24 protein-coding genes are annotated in these 19,860 nt (G+C 44.3%); 2 read left to right on the top strand and 22 right to left on the bottom strand.

Translation table 11 applies throughout. From position 1 onward, the window contains the following. Positions 1-78 precede the first annotated feature (78 nt). From ACJJI5_RS10520 to ACJJI5_RS10465, 12 genes are all read right to left on the bottom strand, one after another. Positions 79-498, bottom strand: coding sequence for a hypothetical protein (locus tag ACJJI5_RS10520; protein ID WP_444896946.1), 420 nt, complete (start codon positions 496-498; stop codon positions 79-81). Positions 499-579: 81 nt separating this feature from the next. After that, the gene (locus tag ACJJI5_RS10515; RefSeq protein WP_444896945.1) at positions 580-1,005 is read right to left on the bottom strand and encodes a hypothetical protein; all 426 of its coding nucleotides are present in this window, start codon (positions 1,003-1,005) and stop codon (positions 580-582) included. 140 nt (positions 1,006-1,145) lie between these two features. Then, positions 1,146-1,895 carry a hypothetical protein gene (locus ACJJI5_RS10510; protein ID WP_445356228.1) on the bottom strand — a complete coding sequence of 250 codons (750 nt, stop codon included), beginning with the start codon at positions 1,893-1,895 and terminating at the stop codon, positions 1,146-1,148. Positions 1,896-2,051: 156 nt separating this feature from the next. Further along, positions 2,052-2,357, bottom strand: a complete 306-nt coding sequence (locus tag ACJJI5_RS10505) for a hypothetical protein (protein WP_445356227.1) — start codon at positions 2,355-2,357, stop codon at positions 2,052-2,054. After that, complete coding sequence (locus tag ACJJI5_RS10500; RefSeq protein WP_445356226.1) at positions 2,317-2,580, bottom strand: hypothetical protein; 264 nt, start codon at positions 2,578-2,580, stop codon at positions 2,317-2,319. The genes ACJJI5_RS10505 and ACJJI5_RS10500 overlap by 41 nt, the downstream gene beginning before the upstream one ends. 145 nt (positions 2,581-2,725) lie before the next feature. Then, a complete protein-coding gene (locus ACJJI5_RS10495) occupies positions 2,726-3,145 on the bottom strand; it encodes a hypothetical protein (protein ID WP_444896942.1) in 420 nt (139 codons plus the stop codon). 474 nt (positions 3,146-3,619) lie between these two features. Then, a complete protein-coding gene (locus ACJJI5_RS10490; protein ID WP_444896941.1) occupies positions 3,620-4,297 on the bottom strand; it encodes a hypothetical protein in 678 nt (225 codons plus the stop codon). A 424-nt stretch (positions 4,298-4,721) separates the two neighbouring features. Next, positions 4,722-5,030 (bottom strand): hypothetical protein, encoded by a 309-nt coding sequence (locus ACJJI5_RS10485; protein WP_444896940.1) that lies wholly within the window; start codon positions 5,028-5,030, stop codon positions 4,722-4,724. A 94-nt stretch (positions 5,031-5,124) separates the two neighbouring features. Next, positions 5,125-5,589, bottom strand: a complete 465-nt coding sequence (locus tag ACJJI5_RS10480; RefSeq protein WP_444896939.1) for a hypothetical protein — start codon at positions 5,587-5,589, stop codon at positions 5,125-5,127. Positions 5,590-5,697: 108 nt separating this feature from the next. Further along, positions 5,698-5,925 carry a hypothetical protein gene (locus ACJJI5_RS10475; RefSeq protein WP_413662923.1) on the bottom strand — a complete coding sequence of 76 codons (228 nt, stop codon included), beginning with the start codon at positions 5,923-5,925 and terminating at the stop codon, positions 5,698-5,700. 56 nt (positions 5,926-5,981) lie between these two features. Next, positions 5,982-6,443 (bottom strand): hypothetical protein, encoded by a 462-nt coding sequence (locus ACJJI5_RS10470; RefSeq protein WP_444896938.1) that lies wholly within the window; start codon positions 6,441-6,443, stop codon positions 5,982-5,984. Between the two features lie 122 nt (positions 6,444-6,565). Further along, positions 6,566-6,841 (bottom strand): hypothetical protein, encoded by a 276-nt coding sequence (locus ACJJI5_RS10465; RefSeq protein WP_444896937.1) that lies wholly within the window; start codon positions 6,839-6,841, stop codon positions 6,566-6,568. 742 nt (positions 6,842-7,583) lie between these two features. On the opposite strand from ACJJI5_RS10465, the gene ACJJI5_RS10460 reads away from it, so the two are divergent. Continuing rightward, entirely contained in the window at positions 7,584-7,979 is a 396-nt protein-coding gene (locus ACJJI5_RS10460; protein ID WP_445356225.1) for an IS110 family transposase, read from the top strand. On the opposite strand, the gene ACJJI5_RS10455 is transcribed toward ACJJI5_RS10460, so the two are convergent. Further along, a protein-coding gene (locus ACJJI5_RS10455) for an IS3 family transposase (RefSeq protein ID WP_445354143.1) occupies positions 7,947-9,085 on the bottom strand; the annotation gives its coding sequence in 2 pieces (ribosomal slippage) (positions 7,947-8,836 and positions 8,836-9,085; 1,140 coding nt in all). The two genes, ACJJI5_RS10460 and ACJJI5_RS10455, sit on opposite strands and share 33 nt — an antisense overlap. A gap of 156 nt (positions 9,086-9,241) precedes the next feature. Between ACJJI5_RS10455 and ACJJI5_RS10450 the strand changes: the two genes are divergently transcribed. Beyond that, positions 9,242-9,760: a transposase gene (locus ACJJI5_RS10450; RefSeq protein WP_445356224.1), complete on the top strand. Its 519-nt coding sequence runs from the start codon at positions 9,242-9,244 to the stop codon at positions 9,758-9,760. 28 nt (positions 9,761-9,788) lie between these two features. On the opposite strand, the gene ACJJI5_RS10445 is transcribed toward ACJJI5_RS10450, so the two are convergent. The 9 genes from ACJJI5_RS10445 to ACJJI5_RS10405 all read right to left on the bottom strand — a co-directional run bounded on the left by ACJJI5_RS10445 (position 9,789) and on the right by ACJJI5_RS10405 (position 19,115). Next, positions 9,789-10,088: a hypothetical protein gene (locus ACJJI5_RS10445; RefSeq protein WP_445356223.1), complete on the bottom strand. Its 300-nt coding sequence runs from the start codon at positions 10,086-10,088 to the stop codon at positions 9,789-9,791. A gap of 520 nt (positions 10,089-10,608) precedes the next feature. Continuing rightward, positions 10,609-10,992 carry a hypothetical protein gene (locus tag ACJJI5_RS10440; protein WP_444896934.1) on the bottom strand — a complete coding sequence of 128 codons (384 nt, stop codon included), beginning with the start codon at positions 10,990-10,992 and terminating at the stop codon, positions 10,609-10,611. 154 nt (positions 10,993-11,146) lie between these two features. Beyond that, on the bottom strand, positions 11,147-12,703 hold the full coding sequence (locus ACJJI5_RS10435; protein ID WP_445356222.1) for a transposase: 1,557 nt from the start codon (positions 12,701-12,703) through the stop codon (positions 11,147-11,149). A gap of 467 nt (positions 12,704-13,170) precedes the next feature. After that, positions 13,171-13,614, bottom strand: coding sequence for a TIR domain-containing protein (locus ACJJI5_RS10430; RefSeq protein ID WP_445356221.1), 444 nt, complete (start codon positions 13,612-13,614; stop codon positions 13,171-13,173). Positions 13,615-13,627: 13 nt separating this feature from the next. Then, on the bottom strand, positions 13,628-14,026 hold the full coding sequence (locus tag ACJJI5_RS10425; RefSeq protein ID WP_445356220.1) for a hypothetical protein: 399 nt from the start codon (positions 14,024-14,026) through the stop codon (positions 13,628-13,630). A 74-nt stretch (positions 14,027-14,100) separates the two neighbouring features. After that, entirely contained in the window at positions 14,101-14,574 is a 474-nt protein-coding gene (locus tag ACJJI5_RS10420) for an SF0329 family protein (protein WP_445356219.1), read from the bottom strand. Between the two features lie 760 nt (positions 14,575-15,334). After that, complete coding sequence (locus tag ACJJI5_RS10415; protein WP_444896940.1) at positions 15,335-15,643, bottom strand: hypothetical protein; 309 nt, start codon at positions 15,641-15,643, stop codon at positions 15,335-15,337. Between the two features lie 1,139 nt (positions 15,644-16,782). Then, positions 16,783-18,147, bottom strand: coding sequence for an IS4 family transposase (locus ACJJI5_RS10410; protein ID WP_507018116.1), 1,365 nt, complete (start codon positions 18,145-18,147; stop codon positions 16,783-16,785). 230 nt (positions 18,148-18,377) lie between these two features. Beyond that, positions 18,378-19,115, bottom strand: a complete 738-nt coding sequence (locus ACJJI5_RS10405) for a DUF2971 domain-containing protein (RefSeq protein ID WP_445356218.1) — start codon at positions 19,113-19,115, stop codon at positions 18,378-18,380. Positions 19,116-19,860 lie beyond the last annotated feature (745 nt).

Genomic DNA, 19,860 nt, shown 5'->3' with positions numbered 1-19,860 from the left:
TTGTTTTGTGCTAGCGTAGCGTTAAAGCACAAAACGAGCAACGCCGTGGAGGTCGGATTGAGCCGTTTGTTAAGTGTTTTATGTGTCACAGCCAACATATATTTCAGCCCCATGCACTTCGGCAAACCAAAAAGGTTCATCGTCGGACTCAAAGAATTGAATGAGGATGAAGTTTTGGTTTTGAAATACGATATCTTTGGCTACTAAAGAGTCAATTTCTTTGTGCCTATCTATAGGATACTTCTCTTTAGCCAAATTCTTAATTTTGACAACTGTGTCATCAATATAGCTTGGTTCTGCAAAGGCGCTCATTACTGATTTGACAAGTTCATCGGTAGGCTTAGAGAGACCATCATACGAGACGCTAAATTTGTACCCACTTTGCTTACCCAGCCAATATTCTGACTCCTTGTCCCATTCAAGCGTCCCCAGCCCTTGTATATGAATCAAGGCTTCTGCTGGCTCTTTCTTCTTAAATAAATTCTTGAAGAATTGCACTTTCCTTCCTTAGACACTTAACTCCTGCCGCATGGGCGAAGTTGGAGCGACAGCGGAAACTTTGTCCCGTGCTGGCACTGGTTAAGGGGCTTTAGCACGCAATGATCTCCAAATTTCCTTGGCACTTTCAGCGTCCTTCTCTGTATCAAAATAGACAGCCATCTGAACATAACCATTATCATTCACCGCGTAACAATAGAAAGCTGCCACTCTTTCGTCATTAGATTCTTCTGCCAGCCGATATGAGAAATACAATACATCGTTATTTGATTCTGATGTAAGGTCATATGACGACGGAGAGATATCCGCCTTTAGCTCTTCGAATAAATCTTGGGCTGACACGTTGTGATCATTGCCCCAAACTGCCACATATATCGTAAAACCCGGCCTCCAAATGATAAGGTCGTCATCCTCTACCCTGCGATTAAATTGATCAGGCAGCATCAATGACCACTCTCTAGTCATTTGATAATGACCTTCAACTATTGGGAAGTCTGGATGCAGCATTCTTGCCCCTTAACGCCATTGGCATGGGCCGGAAAACCGCGTAGCGGTTTGGAGGTCCAGCCGAAGGCGAGCATGCCCAACCTTGTTATAGGGCAACTGATCTTTATACAAGGTTAACCATTGCACCGAAAACCCAGCTCCTACAGGAAATTTTCTTTCTTCTCGTCGTAATCCCAATTACCACACCCAACATCGACCATTATTGGTGTTGTTTCACCAGTAGCCGAATGGGATAAAAACGAACCACTAAAAGAATACCCTTTACCAGTTTCAGTAAAGGCGTTTTTCCTTTTTTCAATGTAACGAGCACATGACCCACTGAATCTATTGTGATCTATCAGCCAAGCGATCAAGTTAATATCAAATTTTCCACCAAACACAGTCTCCCCTATCACGCGGGTATAAGATCCATCAGTGGATGGCTCTATACTTGATATTGTTTTGATAGTTACCTGCTTCCATTTAAGGTCCACTTTATCGAATTCGTATGGGTAAGCAATGTTATGCCGCTTTAACAGCGAACAAGCTTGAGAATCACAAACTTGTTCTTCTCGGTATATTGACACAGCTTTTTTACCTGGTTTCAAGTAATGAAAAGCGACAACGATCTTTCCGTTAATCGGTTCGAAGCGTGCATTCATGCCGTGTTGGGTTCCGACACGTGAATCCATTCCCCCTTCGACGACTTGCCCCATCTCAATACAAGCATCATCACAGTCAAGCTCTTTGGACGTAAAACCAATATGTAGCGGCACATCAGTCTCGACTGTCACGACAAAAGGCTTCTCAAATACCAAGTCCGCAGATTCATGTAGAGTGATGCGCGTGGAGCTAGCAAAAGTAAATGGCGCGGATAAAAGCGCGATTAAAGCTATCAAATATACCTTCATACCTATGATCTCTTTGAAGAATCATGAAAAATCAATTACAGAGTTAAATCGGAACGTCCGAAGCCCTATAACGCCTTGCACACGGGCTGACGAAACGCGCAGCGTTTTGGCAGTCCGAGCACGCTTGCGTGCGGTTGTGCTGCAACTTGTTAGGCATTAGAACTCGAATACCTTGTTGAATCTATATCTAACGTATCCATCTACCAGCTGGGTGCCCTCAGATAGAAACTGAATTGTCCATTGTGGATAGGATTTGGTGTCGTAACCTAAATTATCTACGATATCCACAATTTCAGTTTGCGTGAAATATTCGTCTTTAGGAATCAAGTTGGCGATTTCATCTGAGGTTCTATCCTCTGGAATCTTGATACCTCTTGAATAAACACTATTTATGGGCTTTGGTTGAAATGAAGTGAACTTGTCATATATCTTGGTGTTCAGATATAAACTCTTCGAGTTCATTCAGTTCTTCAGAGCTCAGCTGGAATATTACTTCTGGTGAGTATACATCTTGAGTGAATGATCTCTTACCTGAGTCGTTAATAAATCTCTTAATAAAGACTAGCGTCTTGTCTTCAACTTTCTCGGTCATTGGGTTGATGCAGTTGAATTCATCAATACGATAGATCTGCCATAATCCAGCCTTAATGGTTCTAACCCAATCTCCTATTTTTAGATCCGTCATATATTCCTGATTCCTAGAGCTTCTCAATCTTGCTGCCTAACGCCGCAATCAAATGCGGCTTACTTTGTGTACTTTTTGCACGAAAATGGGAGCGCAGCGACCGTGCAAAAAGCACACAAAGTAAGACGTCGGCTGCATAGCTTTGTTAAATTAGTTTTGGCACCTTGACCTCTACTGGCTGATTGAACTTGGCCAACTCTCCGGACTCGATAATTGAACCGCGATGTATGAATTTGCAATATACCTTCCAGTGCTCATTGCCACCCCAGGTGAGTGGCCCGAATTCTTTATAGGTCCCACCCATCTCGTACCCACTATGCGATAACTTTAGCAATCCAGTTGGGTCGGATTTTTCGTAGGCTTCATTTATTTCCCGGGCAATTTTCTCACTTGGCCATACTCCATTTCCGTTGCAACTAGCACTTACTCCGGGAACAGGATTTGCATCTTGATCTTTAAAAGTAATTTGGTAGCTCTTTGAGGGAGTAAATCCATCCCAGGTTACTGTGGTCACACAGCCAGAAAGCATAAAAATGCCAGCGATAAATGCGAATTTTGGCTTCATAATTTAACGTTGCCAGCAAGGGCAGCCGAAGCGGAGCGTAGGCTGTCCAGCCCAGCCTCCGGCTGGGCGATCTTGCCTGGCCTAGTTATAGCTGGCGCGCACTGAACGACCTACTTGCTCTCTGCCAGCCAACTTTGGCTGGCCACTGCCCGATAAATTTACAGGAGAAAATACCATACTTTCCCCTCCGGATAACTATCCGATTGGCACTCAACGATGGCCTAGCAGGCTTGTAGGGCTTACTGACTGAAAGCGAAGGCACTGGAATGGAGCTGCGGTACCAACTTGCAGGAAAACTCTCAGGAAAAGTGTGCTCAGATAGAGATTGATGCTTGCAGCAGCTACAAAACATCTAAATATTGACCGCCACAATAACGCCCCGCATAGGGGCAGACAAATAAGCGCAGCGTTTTGGCTGTCCCAGCGACCAACGGGAGCGATTGCTGCGGCTTGTTATGTACGCTGCCATGGGGCTTAGGCATTATTTAGAAGTGCCAATTGCTCTTCTGGAGCCAAGTGATTATAGGGTCCAAAGCGCTCTATAATTTTCCTGTCTACAGAGTCTCCAAGCTGGATAAAGATACCACGGCAGTTTGCTACAAATTCAAGCATAAAATTGCGTGAAATAACTACCCCGGAATTTCTATCCAGCGACATCTCGTGATTCTTTTGCAATCTACTAAATGCTTCTTTATCTAGATATTCGTTTATGATGCCCGCCCTATGTGCGATAGCATTTCTTACGAACGAGCAATCACTGAAGTATGAAATCTCTTCAGAAATTGAGCTGAGGTCTAATTCCACATAGTCTTCTAAATACGAAAACGTATCACGAAGGTTCGGCCTTTTTTTAATTGATTTACTTACTGAAAAATCTATCTCACAAACTCGACAAAAGCCCACTAGTAGATATTCAAGGTATCCAACGGTAGAGATGAACATAGAATCTCTGTGAATTTTTGGGAAGATAGCTGAATATTTCAAGCTCGAATAAATAGATACGGATTCAGTTGCGGATGCCACTACTGACCCATGCAGCGACCCGAATTTTTCCTCCATCTCATGGATATAACTTTGGTGCTGCATGAAGGCATTACATGCATCTATGGAATATCTCACGGAAGGGAAAGAGCATGAATATGTTTTAGCCAAATCTATTCCACCTTAATCAGCGCAATGCTATATTTTGTACATAACGTTGCTAGCAAGGGCAGCCGAAGCGGAGCGTAGGCTGTCCAGCCCAGCCCCGGAGGGGTTGGGCGAGCTTGACTAGCCTGGTTATGGCTGGCGCGCACTGAACTACCTACTTGCTAACTACCAGCCAACTTTGGCTGGTCACTGCCCGATAAATTTAAAGGGAAAAATACCATACTTTCCCAACCGGTTAACTATCTGATTGGCACTCCATGATGACGTAGCTGGCTTGCAGGGCTTGCTGACTTAAAAAGATGGCACTGAAGCGAAACTGCGGTACCAAATTTCAGAAAAACTCTCAGAAAAAAGTGCTCAGATAGAGATTGATGCTTGCAGTAGCTACAGAACATCTAAAAATCGACCGCCAGAATACGCAGCTTTGTTAAGGCTGAACCTGCCTAAGCCCCCACCAATGTTTTAATGTGAAAGGAGCAAGAAATATTAAGAATACCAGCTGCCCAGATGCGACAAATTTCACGCTATTTGCAGGGCTAAATATATTTACAATTACGTAAGACACAAAGCTTAAAATTAGCATGGCTATTATTTCAGGCAATATCGCACTCTGCATTGGGTCAATCTCTGGATCTTTCCCCAGCTTGAGCTGCCTCAAAGTCTCACTTGCAATACTTATATACTTCCACGCAAGAGCAATTAATATCGGCAGTATCAGGAAAATGACGATTTTCATAATTGAGCCTTAACGCCCGCATAATCGGCACAGCTCGCGAAGCGTGCTGTGTCCGGTGGAAGCTCGCAGGGCTGAAACGAAATTCATGCGCTTGTTATATTTTTTTGGCTGAAGTGATTCTATTTAGTCTCTTAATCGTTTGAAGAATGCTCTTCAGATCAGAATCACGTGTCTTCTCAATTATCATTTCCTCAATCTCATTCGCGAGAAAGTTACGTAAGTGTAGTTGGATAAGTACATTCTCTTCTACTTCATCAATTTTGCTAATAATTCCAGCAATTAAAGCTTGGTATTGGATTTCATTGTTTTCTTGCAAGTAATCATAGATATGGTTCTCACCATCGCCTTTAGCCGCAGCTATCAATTCATCGTCATCAATAGAACTCGATTCAGTTGAATCATAACTTATTGTCGAGATCATATATGACTCAGGTTTTCCAGAGTAAAAAGAATGGCACTCTGAAGCTTTTATATTTCCTGAAAGCGTTGGGTCAGTAACGATCACTAAAGGATAGCCGTGACCAGCTAGAAAGCTTCCCGAGTATATTTTATATGACATAAATCCTCCTAAATATAACGCCTAGCCGCACGGGCCGGAGGTGCAAAGCACCGGAGGTCCAAAAAATGCACAGCATTTTTGATCGTGCCGGCTCTTGTTATGTGTATTTTAAGTTCCATCTCTGAGTTTACTCCTGCATTGTTGAATGAAGTCTCGATACTCAAGATCAGAATCTTGATGCAGTGTTTTCTCAAATACGCAACACAAGTTCCATAACGCTCTTTCTTCTGCCTGGTCCTCAATCATAAGCTTGTCTGAATCACTAAATCTACGAGTCAGCTCGAACAGAACCCATGCTTCATCTTCCGTGAGCGTGATTTTTACTTTTTTGCTCATAATCTCTATTTACACATAACACCAAGGTAATGGGCAGCCTTGTGGCGAAGCCACGCTTAAGGCTGTCCAGCCGAAGGCGGCATTAACCGCCTTGTTATGTTTATGGGTAGGTCATACCCTCTCATTGTGTCCCAAACTAACTTTCCTTGGCACTCATAGTAAGAAAAATATACAGCGCTAATGCTTAGTGTTCCAATTTCAGATGGAGCTGCGTAAAAGTATGCTTTGGAAAGACCCCTTTCGTTTTCTAAGGCTAGCCCTGACGCTAGCTTAAGCTTTCCTTGTTCTTTTTTATGCAGATTAATACTACTCAAATCTCTTGAGTTGTATTTTTGAGGCAAGGAAATAGAAACATAATAAAGCTCGCCATCAAATTCACTTTTTATTGAGTAAGCGTCTACATCCATTTTATACCCATGCTCAGTGCCTTCTACTCGGCTAGGGCATGGATTGGGCTCTTCAACAGCAAAACAGCTAACCGAGAGGAAACTTAAAATCACGAGAAGAACTTTGTTCATAAGTAAACATAACGCCCGCAGCATGGGCCGGAGTATATTGGCGCTTTTTGCGCCCCGCGCAAAACGTGACAATATACGGAGGTCCAGCCCGAAGGGCGAGCATGGCTGCGCTTGTTATGCATTTATTTGCCCCGCCCAAATAGCTTAGAGATAAGTGAGGATTCTTGTGTTTTAGCTTTTGGCAATGAGAGATTTGCATACTCTGGTGCCAATGCCTTTGAACCATGCTTTTCGAAATTTATGCGTATTGTTATGTCGTCGGACTTAACAAACTGAAAGATTGCTTCTACTTGACCCAAACCAAAAACAGGGTGTTCTAGTTGCATGCCTGGAGTAACTTGACCGACGCCATTAACTTCTAAGCTTTCTAGTTCATTAGCTTCCATTTTCTTGGACATGCTCAATCCTTTTCAAGTGCATAACGCTCACCACAACGGCGAGCAACTTGTTGCGAGTCCAGCCGCAAAGCGGCGTGTTGGTGGTGCTTGTTAAATGGCATTCTTCCTCCCGAACACCGCTACACTTAAATAAAGAAGGCAAATAAAGACAAGAGCAGGTCCAAAAAAATACATATCATTGCGCACAAAACCGGTCTCATTGTACCAGCAGTATAAAAATATGCCGCTCTCATACATTCCATAAATTAGCCATACGATACCTATAGCGCCCATTAAGATCTTGCTCAGGGTGCGAAAGTTACCCTTGACTACAAAGATCGTCATGAGAATGCCAGTGGCTAGTGGTACTAATGGCACCACCATGAAGATCTCCCAAAGAGGAGATAGAAGGTTTGATAGATCTTCGTAGTATTCCAGGAGTACCATAGCCATTTAACGACTACAACAGGGGCGGCTAGAGCGTAGCGTAAGCCGTCCCGCGAAGGGCCAAAGGCCCGTAGCAACCTGCTTGTACTTGTATGGTTGTTCTTGCCCGATTCTGATGTTGAAAATCCTTTTCGTTAACGGGTAAATTGAGACCCACCTTCGGCGGCCACCGAAGGCCTTGTTTATCACAGTTCGCTGCTTGGCTGGTTCGTAAAAGACCGATAACAAGTATGAACGTGATAAGCACTCACTAGGCATAACTCGGATAGTCATGTGGGCCTCGAGCCCGAATAGCAAGGCGGAGATAGCTTATCTTATGGAACCTCAAGAGATCAATGTCGGTATCGATACCAGCAGTAAACAACTCGATATTTATGTGAGACCTACTGGCCAGTTCTTTAGTGTTGCCAATGATAAAAATGGCATTAAAGATGCCATTAAACAACTACAACCTCTTAAACCTCAAAGAGTATTAATAGAGTCTACGGGAAGGCTCGAGTTAGAGTTTGTTTGCGCCGCCGACAAAGCCGGATTACCTATTGTTGTTTGCAATCCGTCGCAGATAAGGAGCTTCGCTAAATCCGCAGGGCGCCTCGCCAAAACTGACAAGCTAGATGCAATGGATATTGCACATTTTGGTGAGGCCATGTGTTGTGGTCAACTCCAACCGGACACTTCTTCAAGCACATTTCTCAAATTCGATAGGGGCTAGGTCTCCCAGTGTTGTGTGTATTCTGCGTGAGTTGTAATAAGCAATATAGGCTCTTACATCCGCTACCGCATCCTCCCTTGTCGGATAAAGGTTTCCTGTTACCCACTCCCGCTTCAGGCTGCTGAAGAAACGTTCAGTCGGTGCGTTGTCCCAACAATTTCCCTTACGGCTCATTGAACACACCATCCCATGCTGACTCAATAACGTTTGGTAGGTATGGCTGGCATACTGACTGCCACGATCAGAGTGATGCAGGAGACCTTTTGGGGGCGAACGCAAATTGACAGCCATCATCAACGCACGAGTTACCAGGGCCGTTTCCATCTTCCGATCTAGATGCCAACCAATAATCCGGCGCGAATAGAGATCAATCACTACCGCCAAGTACAACCAGCCCTGCGAAGTCCAAATATATGTAATATCAGTCGTCCAAACTTGATTTTTAGCACTCGGTGAGAACTCCCTATTCAGAAGGTTCTCTGCGACCGGTAGGTGATGTTTACTGTCTGTCGTTATTGTAAATCGCTTCTTACGCTTTACTGCCAAGCCTAGCTTTTTCATGAGCTTGCGGACTCGATAGCGCCCGACTTCAAAACCTTCTTTACGTAACAGCTTCATTAACCGACGACTTCCGAGGCTCTGTCTAGATTCTGCAAATAGGGCCTTCAAACGATGGCATAGTTGCCATGTTTGAGCATCTATTGAGCTATTACCACGGCAACACCAATCGTAATAGCCAGTCTTACTTACCTGCATTACCCGGCAGAGCACCCTAACAGGAAAGCTGCCTTGCTGTTTTTCAATAAAGCTGTACTTTATTTCATTTCTTTCGCAAAGAAGGCGCTGGCCTTTTTTAGGATTTCTTTCTCCATCCGCAACTGCTTATTTTCACGTCGTAATCGCTCTAATTCTGCGCGCTCACCTACATCCAACCTTACACCGTCTTCTTCCTGCTTCAGTTCCTTTATCCAGCGTCGCAGGTTATTGGCTGTTGTTCCTACAGCCTCTGCTGCTTTAGAAATTGAATACCCTTGCTCAGAGACTAGCGCTACGGCGTCTTTCTTAAATTCCGGCTTGAAATACCGGCGTGTACCTTTTGTTGTCATACTTCACCTCGCTTGGTAGTTTTACCATCTTAGCGAAGTGTCCGGAAGGATTAGACCACTACAATGAAGCCAGGGCTGTCGGTGCCAAAACCAGAAAAACTTAGGGAGATCAGTGACTTACTGGCGGTAAGAAGTCAGTGTTTAGAGATGAGTACAATGCAAAAGAATCGGCTTCAGAGAATGCCGAAATCAGTACACAAACCTATACAGACCATTCTAAACACCATCAAGAAAGAGCTACAAGGTATCGACAAGCAACTGGATAAACTGGTTAACAGTGTGTCCGAGTGGCGGCAAAGGCGTGACCTATTGTTGAGTGCCAAAGGGGTCGGAAATGTATTGGCCTATACGTTAATGAGTGAACTTCCTGAGCTAGGACAATTGAACCGTAAAGAAATCGCTGCACTTGTCGGTATCGCCCCGATGAACCGTGATAGCGGCAACTTCCAGGGCAAACGATATATTCGAGGTGGAAGGCATCGCGTACGCACGGTTCTTTTTGTTTCCATCATGTCGGCCATACAACATCATCCCAAACTAAAGCCCATGTATAAGCGATTAGTCGACGCTGGCAAACCTAAAAAGGTTGCTCTGGTTGCCTGCATGAGAAAGCAGATTACGATCCTGAATACAATGGTGAAAAACAACACCTACTGGGATGAAAGTATGGCTTAAAAACTTGACGAGTAACCATAGTCACTTGTTAACTGTTTGTGCCAAAACCATAACTATATAACTCCGGAAAAAGAACCCCAAAACCAATTAAAACCAGAACAACGACCAAACCAATACAGATTGCTTTAGCTGGATGCAACTCTTTGCCACCTGGATTATCGATAGCGCCCGGCATGTTTTCTGGCATATGGATTATTTCACCAAACACACCCAAACCAGCAACAATGATAAGAGGCAGATAAAAGCTCGCTCCAAAGAAGAGCGATATAGCAATGACGAACGCTGCAGCCAGTATAGTTCTTATTGCAATTCCTTTAGCTTTACTCATGGCTCAGTGAATACAGTTAACGTTGCCAGCAAGGGCAGCCGAAGCAAAGCGTAGGCTGTCCAGCCCAGCCACCGGCTGGGCGATCTTGCCTGGCCTGGTTATAGCTGGCGCGCTCTGAACGACCTACTTGCTCTCTGCCAGCCAACTTTGGCTGGCCACTGCCAGATAAATTTACAGGGAAAAATACCATACTTTCCCCACCAGTTAACTAGCTGATTGGCACTCCACAATGGTGCAGCTGGCTTGCAGAACTTGTTGGCTTTAAACGAAGGCACTTGAACGAAACTGCGGTACCAGTTTGAAGGAGAACTCTCTGGCGAAGCGTGTTCAGGTAGAGATTGTTACTTGCAGCAACTACGAACCATCTAAAAAATGACCGCCACAATAACGCCGCCGGCAGGGGCAGCTTAACTTGTGCGCGTTTTGCGCGAAAATGGGAGCGTAGCGACCCGCGGAAAAGGTGCGCAAGGTAAGCTGTCCCGCGGAGGGCCGAAGGCCCGGAGCAAATTGCCCGGCCTTGTTAACTGAGGTCCTCGTATTGCGCAATGTGCCCTGCTCCAAACTCGCTCAAATTGGCCAAGTAAACATCTAAGGACGAGCAAATTTTTGAGAGACGGCCAAATGGATAGCGCTGATCTGACCATATACTTCCAGCTTCAGGTCCGCTAAATACGTAAATATGATACCCCTCGCAGCCTGTATTACAGATACGAATAGCGCCGCTCAAGATTCCTTCACTTGTAGTAGAGCGCCCATCGAATGCGCCTAAGACTTCAGCTGTATCAACTTCTTCAATCTCGTATGGCTGAAACCACTCTTCTTGTGGTGAGAGTTTGTAATCTCCAACCATTTTTGGATCATTGAGCGCTTGAAACAGGCTTTTAGGAACACTTTCTTTCCACATATTCAGTTAACGAGGCTGTAGAAAAACAGTTTTAGAAAAAGCTGCCAATCCTCAGGCTCCTCTAATTAAAATTTCGGGCTAAATTTAGCTATACCACCAAATTTCTTTCATTGTATTAAATTTAGGCGTCTTGACGCCCTTAATTCATCCTCAATCAGTGAATACTGCCATATCTCATCAACTTTTCAATGTTATGTACCAAGCAGAACATCCGCCATTGTCCCTGAACCTTACTTTTTCCTCGTAGCGAGAAGCGATTTAATCGCTTGTTGGTACCGATGTTCCCAAACACAGGCTCAACAACAGACATTCGATGCCCATAAATGGTCTTGCCTTCGATACTATCAACCCGCTTTTTCATCCAGTCAGTGGCTGTCCGTCCGTTTGTCCAAGTTAGGGATACTTGCCTTCCATGTCCTTTTCGAGAGTCGGCAGAATCTGGATTTCGCATGCACTGATTTTTAAGGCTGCATTTCCTGCAGTCAGTAAGGCGCCCTTCGAACATTAGTTTTTTCTTACCTTCACTGACATGCTCTTCTTTTAACAAGAGCATGGTTTTTTCTGCTGGACAGATGCAGGTTTTCTTTTTCTTGTTGAATGTAAATTCACTAGCAGGGATAGTCTGCTGGACATTAGCCCCACCTTTTTGTTTGCGCTTGCCATGCTTGTTTTTTTGCTTAGCAAAAGCTTTATCACGCGAACGGAATTTATTGTCAGGTATGTAGGCATTGATGCCGTTCTCTCGCAGGTAGCTGTAGTTAGCGTCGTTAGAGAACCCAGTATCAGCAGTAATGATGACCTGTTTGGCCAAGATGTCTTCATCTATTCCTATATGCTGATAATGGCAACTGATGCCATCGAGAATAGGCTTCAGTGTATGATGTTCTTGCCCCTCACCAAAGGCCTGTGCTTCAACGACTATCTGATGCTTCCTATCAACTGCGGCAACACCGTTATAGCCCTGGATGGTTCCCTTGCTGGTAGTCATCTTGGCTGATTCATTGTCCGTGATATTACTTTTTACCTCTTTAGGGTTTTTACCTTGCCCCATTCTGGGAGAGTGATTCTTTAAGAACTGATCAATTTTATCAAAGTGTTTCTGCAGAGTATCAGCCGCTTTAGCTACTGCTTGCTTTCGTTCTTTTTCTTTAGGTTTCCTGCCATCAAGCCTCTTATGCTCTTTGAGGCAATGTTTGATCTTCTTGCGAATTTTTTCCTGCTTCTGTTCTAGCTCTTTAAAAGTCCCCGAATGTTCTTTGCTGGCATTGGATGGCATCTTGCACCCATCTATTGCAAAAAGTTCGTTGCCAAGCAGCCCCTGCTGATCGCAGACCAGTAACACTTGCTCAAACACCGACTCAATCGCATCAGGATAACTGCTTACAAAACTTGCAATACTAGTAAAATGCGGAACGGTATCGCATGACAGTGCTTTGAAGAGGATATTTTTCTCACATTGCCATTGAATTTCACGGCTTGAGGTAATGCCTTTTGAGTAAGCAAACAATATGATTTTCAGGAGGATAGCTGGATCATAAGCTGTTCGTCCGCCGCTATCATTTTGATATTTTTTATGGAAGACAGAGAGGTCGATATGGTCATCAATCAAATGATGAAGTGTAAACTCAAAGGTTTCAGGTTGTAGTTGTTCTTCGAAATTGATGACGACCATTGCATCTTGGTTGTAATCGTAACGTTTGAAATTGGGCATATGGATAATCTCGACATCAAGACCTCCATTTTAACAAAAAAGCTACCTTCTAAGAGTTTTTCTACGGCCTGAACGCCTTTAGCAGCGGCCGGCGGTACGCCGGTCCAGCCCCGAAGGGGCGATGCTGCCTAAACTTGTTAAATGCAGGTGGCACATAGCCAGCTACTCCACTTGTTTTTCTATGATTTCAGAAATGCACTCTGTGCCGCAAATTTTGCAACTGCCACTAATATACTTCCGACCACTTTCAACGTATAGCTCTGGATTAACGATGCCGAGATCTGCTTCGTTGCACTTATCGCACCATGAATCGCAGAGGTAAATATCTCTCTCAATTTCCGGCAGCGTACTTAAATCGATAATTTCTCTCATTCTTTCTCAGGCATTTAACGCCAAGTTAACCGGAATTATTAAGTTGTGCTATTCTTTTCAAGCACAACTTAATAATGTCCGAGTTCAACGCCTTGTTATGCGTAACCTGCTTCTTTGGCTGCAGCCTCAACCCACTTCCCCAGATTTTCATACCCCTTGCCGTTATTCCAGAGATAGAAAGGGTAACCTTTCGGAATCTCACCGCATCTATTAGCCGTTTCACCTTGTAAATTTTTGATTTTACTAATATCTATACCAAGCAACCCATTCCCTCTGGCAATGCTTTGCTCTATTTCATATTTAACCCACCGGCTTCTGCAGGTTTTTTGACCCACCAAAACAACAGTTACAGAAGTATTTTGAAGCTGTGAATTAATCCAGTCTTTTATAGCAGCATCACCATTTCTTTTTATTCGTTCGAATTCTGCAGCATCTACAAAACCAGCAGCTTGCTTCCCCTGCGTTACCCAACTATTTCTAACGACCATTGCCCGAGATACATCTTCATATTTAAAGCTAAAAAACACTCGCCTTACCATATTCCCATCCTCCTTAACGTGATAAAAACATTACAATTATTATTGAAATAACTATTACACCATGGAACGCAATAAGTGTTTTAGATAAAAATGATTTCGACCATGTTACGCCATCAACGTCAGCAATGTTATAGTTCATTGAGTAATCAATATCATCTTCATTTAAAACTCGTACATGGTCATACAATTTGCGGAACAACCTCTCTTGCCAGAGGAAGTATCCATCCAGACACCAAAATGAAACAGCAGGAAAATATGCAAGAATAATAAAAAGATTATTCTTATCCTTTGCTGCCAAAGCAAACAAAGCTGACACCAAAACTACGGCCCAACCTTTTAGCAGAAAGGAATTATGAGATAATCTGTTGACTACCCCCTGTATCATTTCCAAATGGCCTTGCACTTTGCTCATTAATAGTCCTTACGCATAACGCCACAATAACCGAGCGGAGCTAAGCGTGTTATTGTGAGCAAAGCGAACCACGCTTAGCGGAGTCCGGTTGATTGTTTTGTTAGTGCTGTGGACATACGCTCCTCAATTACTTTTAAAGCGGCCTTATTACCAGTTTTTTTCTTTAATTCGGGTAATCGCCTAGTACCAATACGCTTATCAGCAGCTCTGAGTATATTTATAAGCCCCCAACAATCGTTTTCAAAAACCTTTTTTATGATTTCGTCTTTGGGGGTATCAATATATTCCCGAATCAAATTTGATATATCTGGTATATCAGTTCCATAAGGATACCACTCTGTCGGTTTCCTATCCGGGTGTGTCTTACCTACAAAATCTTTTGGATAATCCCAGATTATCTCTTTTCCGAGAGTTATCCAGTAGCGAGGGCAATTCGTACTCCCCATTTGAGAATCCATTCGATAGGAGCGACACTGCAGTTGAAATTTAAGCCCCTCTGCACGAAGTAGGTAAAACTCTCTTTGTAATTTACTCCATGGCTTCGACATTTCTTCCTCTTGGTAGCACTAACGCCCCGCTAAACGCAGTGTAGCGAGTCCAGTGGAGGCCGTGTTTTTCGCGGCCGGAACGATGTTTGAGCGGCTTGTTATGAGCATTATTCTTTGACAGTGCACTTTGTGAATTTTTCACACCAATAGAGATTATTCTCTACTCTCCAGCGGACCATTGGATTTTTCATTGCCTCATCACCTCTAGCCCATCCATTTACCCGATAATCATAGTATCCAATAGTCCAATCAACATAGTACGGTGCTAACCGATACTCTATTGAAGCCATCTTTATTGCTGGGCCCCACATAAATATAAAACCATGCAGACTTAGCATAAGAATGGAGATTCTAATGGCTAGTTTCATGTGAACTCATAACGTTGCTAGCAAGGGCAGCCGAAGCGGAGCGTAGGCTGTCCAGCCCAGCCCCGGAGGGGTTGGGCGAGCTTGACTAGCCTGGTTATGGCTGGCGCGCACTGAACTACCTACTTGCTAACTACCAGCCAACTTTGGCTGGTCACTGCCCGATAAATTTAAAGGGAAAAATACCATACTTTCCCAACCGGTTAACTATCTGATTGGCACTCCATGATGACGTAGCTGGCTTGCAGGGCTTGCTGACTTAAAAAGATGGCACTGAAGCGAAACTGCGGTACCAAATTTCAGAAAAACTCTCAGAAAAAAGTGCTCAGATAGAGATTGATGCTTGCAGTAGCTACAGAACATCTAAAAATCGACCGCCAGAATACGCAGCTTTGCTAAGGCTGAACCTGCCTAAGCCCCCACCAATGTTTTAATGTGAAAGGAGCAAGAAATATTAAGAATACCAGCTGCCCAGATGCGACAAATTTCACGCTATTTGCAGGGCTAAATATATTTACAATTACGTAAGACACAAAGCTTAAAATTAGCATGGCTATTATTTCAGGCAATATCGCACTCTGCATTGGGTCAATCTCTGGATCTTTCCCCAGCTTGAGCTGCCTCAAAGTCTCACTTGCAATACTTATATACTTCCACGCAAGAGCAATTAATATCGGCAGTATCAGGAAAATGACGATTTTCATAATTGAGCCTTAACGCCGCTAGCAAGGGCAGCCGAAGCAACGCGTAGGCTGTCCAGCCCAGTCCCGGAGGGGTTGGGCGAGCTTGACTAGCCTGGTTATGGCTGACGCGCACTGAACCACCTACTTGCTCTCTACCAGCCAACTTTGGCTGGCCACTGCCCGATAAATTTAAAGGGGAAAATACCATACTTTCCCAACCGGTTAACTATCTGATTGGCACTCCATGATGGCGTAGCTGGCTTGCAGGGCCTGCTGACTTAAAACGATGGCACTGGAACGAAACTGTAGTACCAAATTGCAGGAAAGCTCTCAGAAAAAAGTGCTCAGATAGAGATTGATGCTTGCAGCAGCTACAAAACATCTGAAAATCGGCCGCCACAATAACGCCGCTAGCAAGGGCAGCCGAAGCAACGCGTAGGCTGTCCAGCCCAGCCCCGAAGGGGTTGGGCGAGCTTGACTAGCCTGGTTATGGCTGGCGCGCTCGGGACTACCTATTGGCACTTTGCCAGCCGCTGCCCAATATTTACGAGGAAAGAATACCGCACTTCCCCCAACCAATTCCTATTTTACTGGCACTCCACGAAATTGCAGCAGACTGCCCACCTTTACCACACTTGAGCAAATACCCTAGGAACGAAACTGATTGAATAGCAACCAGTAAAAAGGGCTCAATACCGGCTGCAATTTAGTGACACTAAAGCTACAGTTACCACGAAAAATCAATAAAACCGACCGCCACAATAACGCCGCTAGCAAGGGCAGCCGAAGCAACGCGTAGGCTGTCCAGCCCAGCCCCGGAGGGGTTGGGCGAGCTTGACTAGCCTGGTTATGGCTGGCACGCACTGAACCACCTACTTGCTCTCTACCAGCCATCTTTGGCTGGCCACTGCCCGATAAATTTAAAGGGGAAAATATCATACTTTCCCAACCGGTTAACTATCTGATTGGCACTCCATGATGGCGTAGCTGGCTTGCAGGGCCTACTGACTTAAAACGATGGCACTGGAACGAAACTATAGTACCAAATTGCAGGAAAACTCTCAGAAAAAAGTGCTCAGATAGAGATTGATGCTTGCAGCAGCTACAGAACATCTGAAAATCGGCCGCCACAATAACGCTCAGCCTGTGTTTTATACACATTATTTAAGTCCATTTAGAGCTTCTGCTGCCTCTATATAATGAAGTAGCTTGGTGTATCCCTGCCAAACGGTTTTAACCCCTGGCTCGCCATCCCCTTTACGCCCCAAAAAACCTCCTAAACCTGCCAACATACGGGTTATCTCCCTCATGCTTGGGGGTTCATTTGGTGGAGTAGTTTTATCTCGAATCATCCATATCATACGCCATTCTTTTTCAGAGTAGGCACTTGTACACGGTGCGTCAGGAACTCTTCGTGCATGCGTAGTTATCGAATGTAGCCGCCATCCAATAATCATATAGATCGCAATGCAGTTCAACATGCGCTGCTCTGTTCTAAAACGGTTACTTTCTATCTGGCATCCGCCTTTCACCACCCGAAAATAGGTTTCAATTTCCCACCGGCTTCGATACCACTCAATGATGACCCTTGCCTGCTTAAAGTCTTCAACTGGAAGATCAGTTAACAGCATCCACTCAATGCCTTTTTCACTCTCTGGTGGGTTTAATTCTTTAGCCAATACAGCATAGAGAGAAAGTGGTCGTTTAGATTTTCCTTTCCCAAGTAGCCGTATCTCAGTAGTGGATACGTTGACCTTGGCTTTTCTTCCAGGCTCTCCATTCCGTTTGGGAATATCTACCGTGTATAGACCGACAGATTTCTGCTCATTCATATGATCCCAAAGCAAAACCGTTTCTTCTCCATCGAGCTCTAAAGTGCGATTGGCCTTAGCTCGAACGATATAGCTCGCCCGCCGCTGTTCACTTTGATCTTCAGCCAGTTGAAACCACTCATGAATATCACCCTCTCTATCAGCAATACTCACAATTGTACTTTCAGGGCAGCGCTCCTGTATCTGACAAGCCGTTTCGTAATGGTCTAGCCAGCGTCGACTCTCCTTATCCTTTATCGACTTGGTATAACGGGAATTAGAGCTTGATTCCTTGTCTCTCTGCCACATACTACCCTCAACAACACCCAAGTTAATTCTTGATGGCGTTATAGCGATGGAGGTGTGCAAGAGTTGCTGATTGGTCTCTTTCCGCCTAAGTGTTCCCATCTCTTTACTTTCTAAGTCAGTGGCAAAATTTAGAAAGGTGGTATCTTGAGGGATAAGAACAACGGGCTGCGCCTTGATTCTCTCAAGAGTTGCCGATTTATGGCCGCTCATAATAGAGTCAAAATTGACTTTATCATTTTCGATAAAGCGATAAGCTGCAAACGTTTCTGCCCAAGTTTTGTTTGCACAGGGAATGCTATTCTTTGGATCTGAACTTAAACTACTAAGAATATTGGACAAGCGCTTATTCAAGCGTGTATCACCCATAACCTGATTTTTTACTTCGTCCATGACCCAGTCCTGCATAATAATCCAATCAAATCTGTAATTCATGCCAGGTCAAACTGTAACTTATTGATTTACATAATAAAACCGGAAAAACTTGTGTATAAAACTTAGCGCTCAGCTAAGGGGCGAAGTGCGCAGCACTTTGTCCCGCTTGAGCGTCTTGTTAGGTGCTTTGCACTGCTTCAAACTCAATTTTATATTCCCTTTTTGACATCGCAGCTCTATATACTGGCTTGTCAATATTATTGCTATCTAAAAGCTGCTTCTATCTTTTTTTGCGTATCCGGTGAGCAGTTATAGCCCAAGTACACTGATGATATGGCTTCCTTAGGAAAACTAGTCAATATGATATCCATTTCGTATTCATCTTTTCCGATAGATGAATTTTTATCTATATGGGTAAGAAATAAACGCTCTTCTTCTTCGTAGGCCCATTCTAGTGGCTTTTCACATAACAGCTTTTGATACCAGTTGTGGTGTTTTTCACTTACGTAAGATCTTTTTTCTGTATATATTACAGGCCTAGGCCTCACTATATTTCCTTTAAGGTCATGCTGCCTGAAAAAGTCATGGCTTTCATCAAAAGCAATAACGTACCCCGTGCTACTGCCCGTATAGTGAGACCACATTAGTAAGCTAGTATTTGATCTCGATAGTGATAGAACTCCAAGGTTATCACTAATGATGTCCATTAGTCCTTGGCCAACTACTGATGGTTCCATGGCAGATCGTGCCCCATCATAAACTGCCTGCCTATTTTCCTCTAGTAGCTGTTTATTCTCAGGAGTCCTTTCAGATATAGGAGTTCTTTCCCAAATTTGATCAAGCTCTTTTAAAAGATCCTCTACAGCAGTCTCAACCTTATCTTCGATATCTATTAACGGCAAAGACTCAAAAGGATCATTGAGTGATCTAAGCGGAGAAAACCGTATCTTTAGATTTTCTAAAACATCAACTCTCTCTTTCGGAAGATACTTAAATAACACTCATACTCCTTGTGCACCTAACGCCGCTAGCAAGGGCAGCCGAAGCAACGCGTAGGCTGTCCAGCCCAGCCCCGGAGGGGTTGGGCGAGCTTGACTAGCCTGGTTATGGCTTGCGCGCTCGGGACCGACTACTAGCACTTTGCCTGCCATAGTTTGGCTGGCCGCAGCCCAATATTTACGAGGAAAGAATACCGCACTTTCCCCAACCAATTCCTATCTTACTGGCACTCCACAAAATTGCAGCGGACTGCCCGCATCTACCACACTTGAGCAAAAACTCTAAGAACGAAACTGCTTGAATTTCAACCAGTAAAATTGCTCAACACCGGATGCTATTTAGTGGCACTAAACCTTCAGCTACCACGGAAAATCAATAAACTGATCGCCACAATAACGCCGCTAGCAAGGGCAGCCGAAGCAACGCGTAGGCTGTCCAGCCCAGCCCCGGAGGGGTTGGGCGAGCTTGACTAGCCTGGTTATGGCTGGCACGCACTGAACCACCTACTTGCTCTCTACCAGCCATCTTTGGCTGGCCACTGCCCGATAAATTTAAAGGGGAAAATATCATACTTTCCCAACCGGTTAACTATCTGATTGGCACTCCATGATGGCGTAGCTGGCTTGCAGGGCCTACTGACTTAAAACGATGGCACTGGAACGAAACTATAGTACCAAATTGCAGGAAAACTCTCAGAAAAAAGTGCTCAGATAGAGATTGATGCTTGCAGCAGCTACAGAACATCTG

It is taken from the genome of Microbulbifer maximicatervae (SeqCode) (genome assembly GCF_052467955.1).
The sequence above is the reverse complement of the archived record's forward strand: the minus strand, read 5'-3'. Positions and strand labels throughout refer to the sequence as shown.

What these genes read in the sequence shown, in the direction of transcription:
- ACJJI5_RS10480 (WP_444896939.1), bottom strand. Translation starts at nt 5,589, where the DNA reads ATGTCATATAAAATATACTCGGGAAGCTTTCTAGCTGGTCACGGCTAT.
- ACJJI5_RS10410 (WP_507018116.1), bottom strand. Translation starts at nt 18,147, where the DNA reads ATGCAGGACTGGGTCATGGACGAAGTAAAAAATCAGGTTATGGGTGAT.
- ACJJI5_RS10460 (WP_445356225.1), top strand. Translation starts at nt 7,584, where the DNA reads ATGGAACCTCAAGAGATCAATGTCGGTATCGATACCAGCAGTAAACAA.
- ACJJI5_RS10505 (WP_445356227.1), bottom strand. Translation starts at nt 2,357, where the DNA reads ATGAACTCGAAGAGTTTATATCTGAACACCAAGATATATGACAAGTTC.
- ACJJI5_RS10485 (WP_444896940.1), bottom strand. Translation starts at nt 5,030, where the DNA reads ATGAAAATCGTCATTTTCCTGATACTGCCGATATTAATTGCTCTTGCG.
- ACJJI5_RS10420 (WP_445356219.1), bottom strand. Translation starts at nt 14,574, where the DNA reads ATGTCGAAGCCATGGAGTAAATTACAAAGAGAGTTTTACCTACTTCGT.
- ACJJI5_RS10500 (WP_445356226.1), bottom strand. Translation starts at nt 2,580, where the DNA reads ATGACGGATCTAAAAATAGGAGATTGGGTTAGAACCATTAAGGCTGGA.
- ACJJI5_RS10495 (WP_444896942.1), bottom strand. Translation starts at nt 3,145, where the DNA reads ATGAAGCCAAAATTCGCATTTATCGCTGGCATTTTTATGCTTTCTGGC.
- ACJJI5_RS10465 (WP_444896937.1), bottom strand. Translation starts at nt 6,841, where the DNA reads ATGTCCAAGAAAATGGAAGCTAATGAACTAGAAAGCTTAGAAGTTAAT.
- ACJJI5_RS10430 (WP_445356221.1), bottom strand. Translation starts at nt 13,614, where the DNA reads ATGGTAAGGCGAGTGTTTTTTAGCTTTAAATATGAAGATGTATCTCGG.
- ACJJI5_RS10510 (WP_445356228.1), bottom strand. Translation starts at nt 1,895, where the DNA reads ATGAAGGTATATTTGATAGCTTTAATCGCGCTTTTATCCGCGCCATTT.
- ACJJI5_RS10425 (WP_445356220.1), bottom strand. Translation starts at nt 14,026, where the DNA reads ATGAGCAAAGTGCAAGGCCATTTGGAAATGATACAGGGGGTAGTCAAC.
- ACJJI5_RS10445 (WP_445356223.1), bottom strand. Translation starts at nt 10,088, where the DNA reads ATGAGTAAAGCTAAAGGAATTGCAATAAGAACTATACTGGCTGCAGCG.
- ACJJI5_RS10475 (WP_413662923.1), bottom strand. Translation starts at nt 5,925, where the DNA reads ATGAGCAAAAAAGTAAAAATCACGCTCACGGAAGATGAAGCATGGGTT.
- ACJJI5_RS10515 (WP_444896945.1), bottom strand. Translation starts at nt 1,005, where the DNA reads ATGCTGCATCCAGACTTCCCAATAGTTGAAGGTCATTATCAAATGACT.
- ACJJI5_RS10435 (WP_445356222.1), bottom strand. Translation starts at nt 12,703, where the DNA reads ATGCCCAATTTCAAACGTTACGATTACAACCAAGATGCAATGGTCGTC.
- ACJJI5_RS10440 (WP_444896934.1), bottom strand. Translation starts at nt 10,992, where the DNA reads ATGTGGAAAGAAAGTGTTCCTAAAAGCCTGTTTCAAGCGCTCAATGAT.
- ACJJI5_RS10470 (WP_444896938.1), bottom strand. Translation starts at nt 6,443, where the DNA reads ATGAACAAAGTTCTTCTCGTGATTTTAAGTTTCCTCTCGGTTAGCTGT.
- ACJJI5_RS10415 (WP_444896940.1), bottom strand. Translation starts at nt 15,643, where the DNA reads ATGAAAATCGTCATTTTCCTGATACTGCCGATATTAATTGCTCTTGCG.
- ACJJI5_RS10450 (WP_445356224.1), top strand. Translation starts at nt 9,242, where the DNA reads ATGCAAAAGAATCGGCTTCAGAGAATGCCGAAATCAGTACACAAACCT.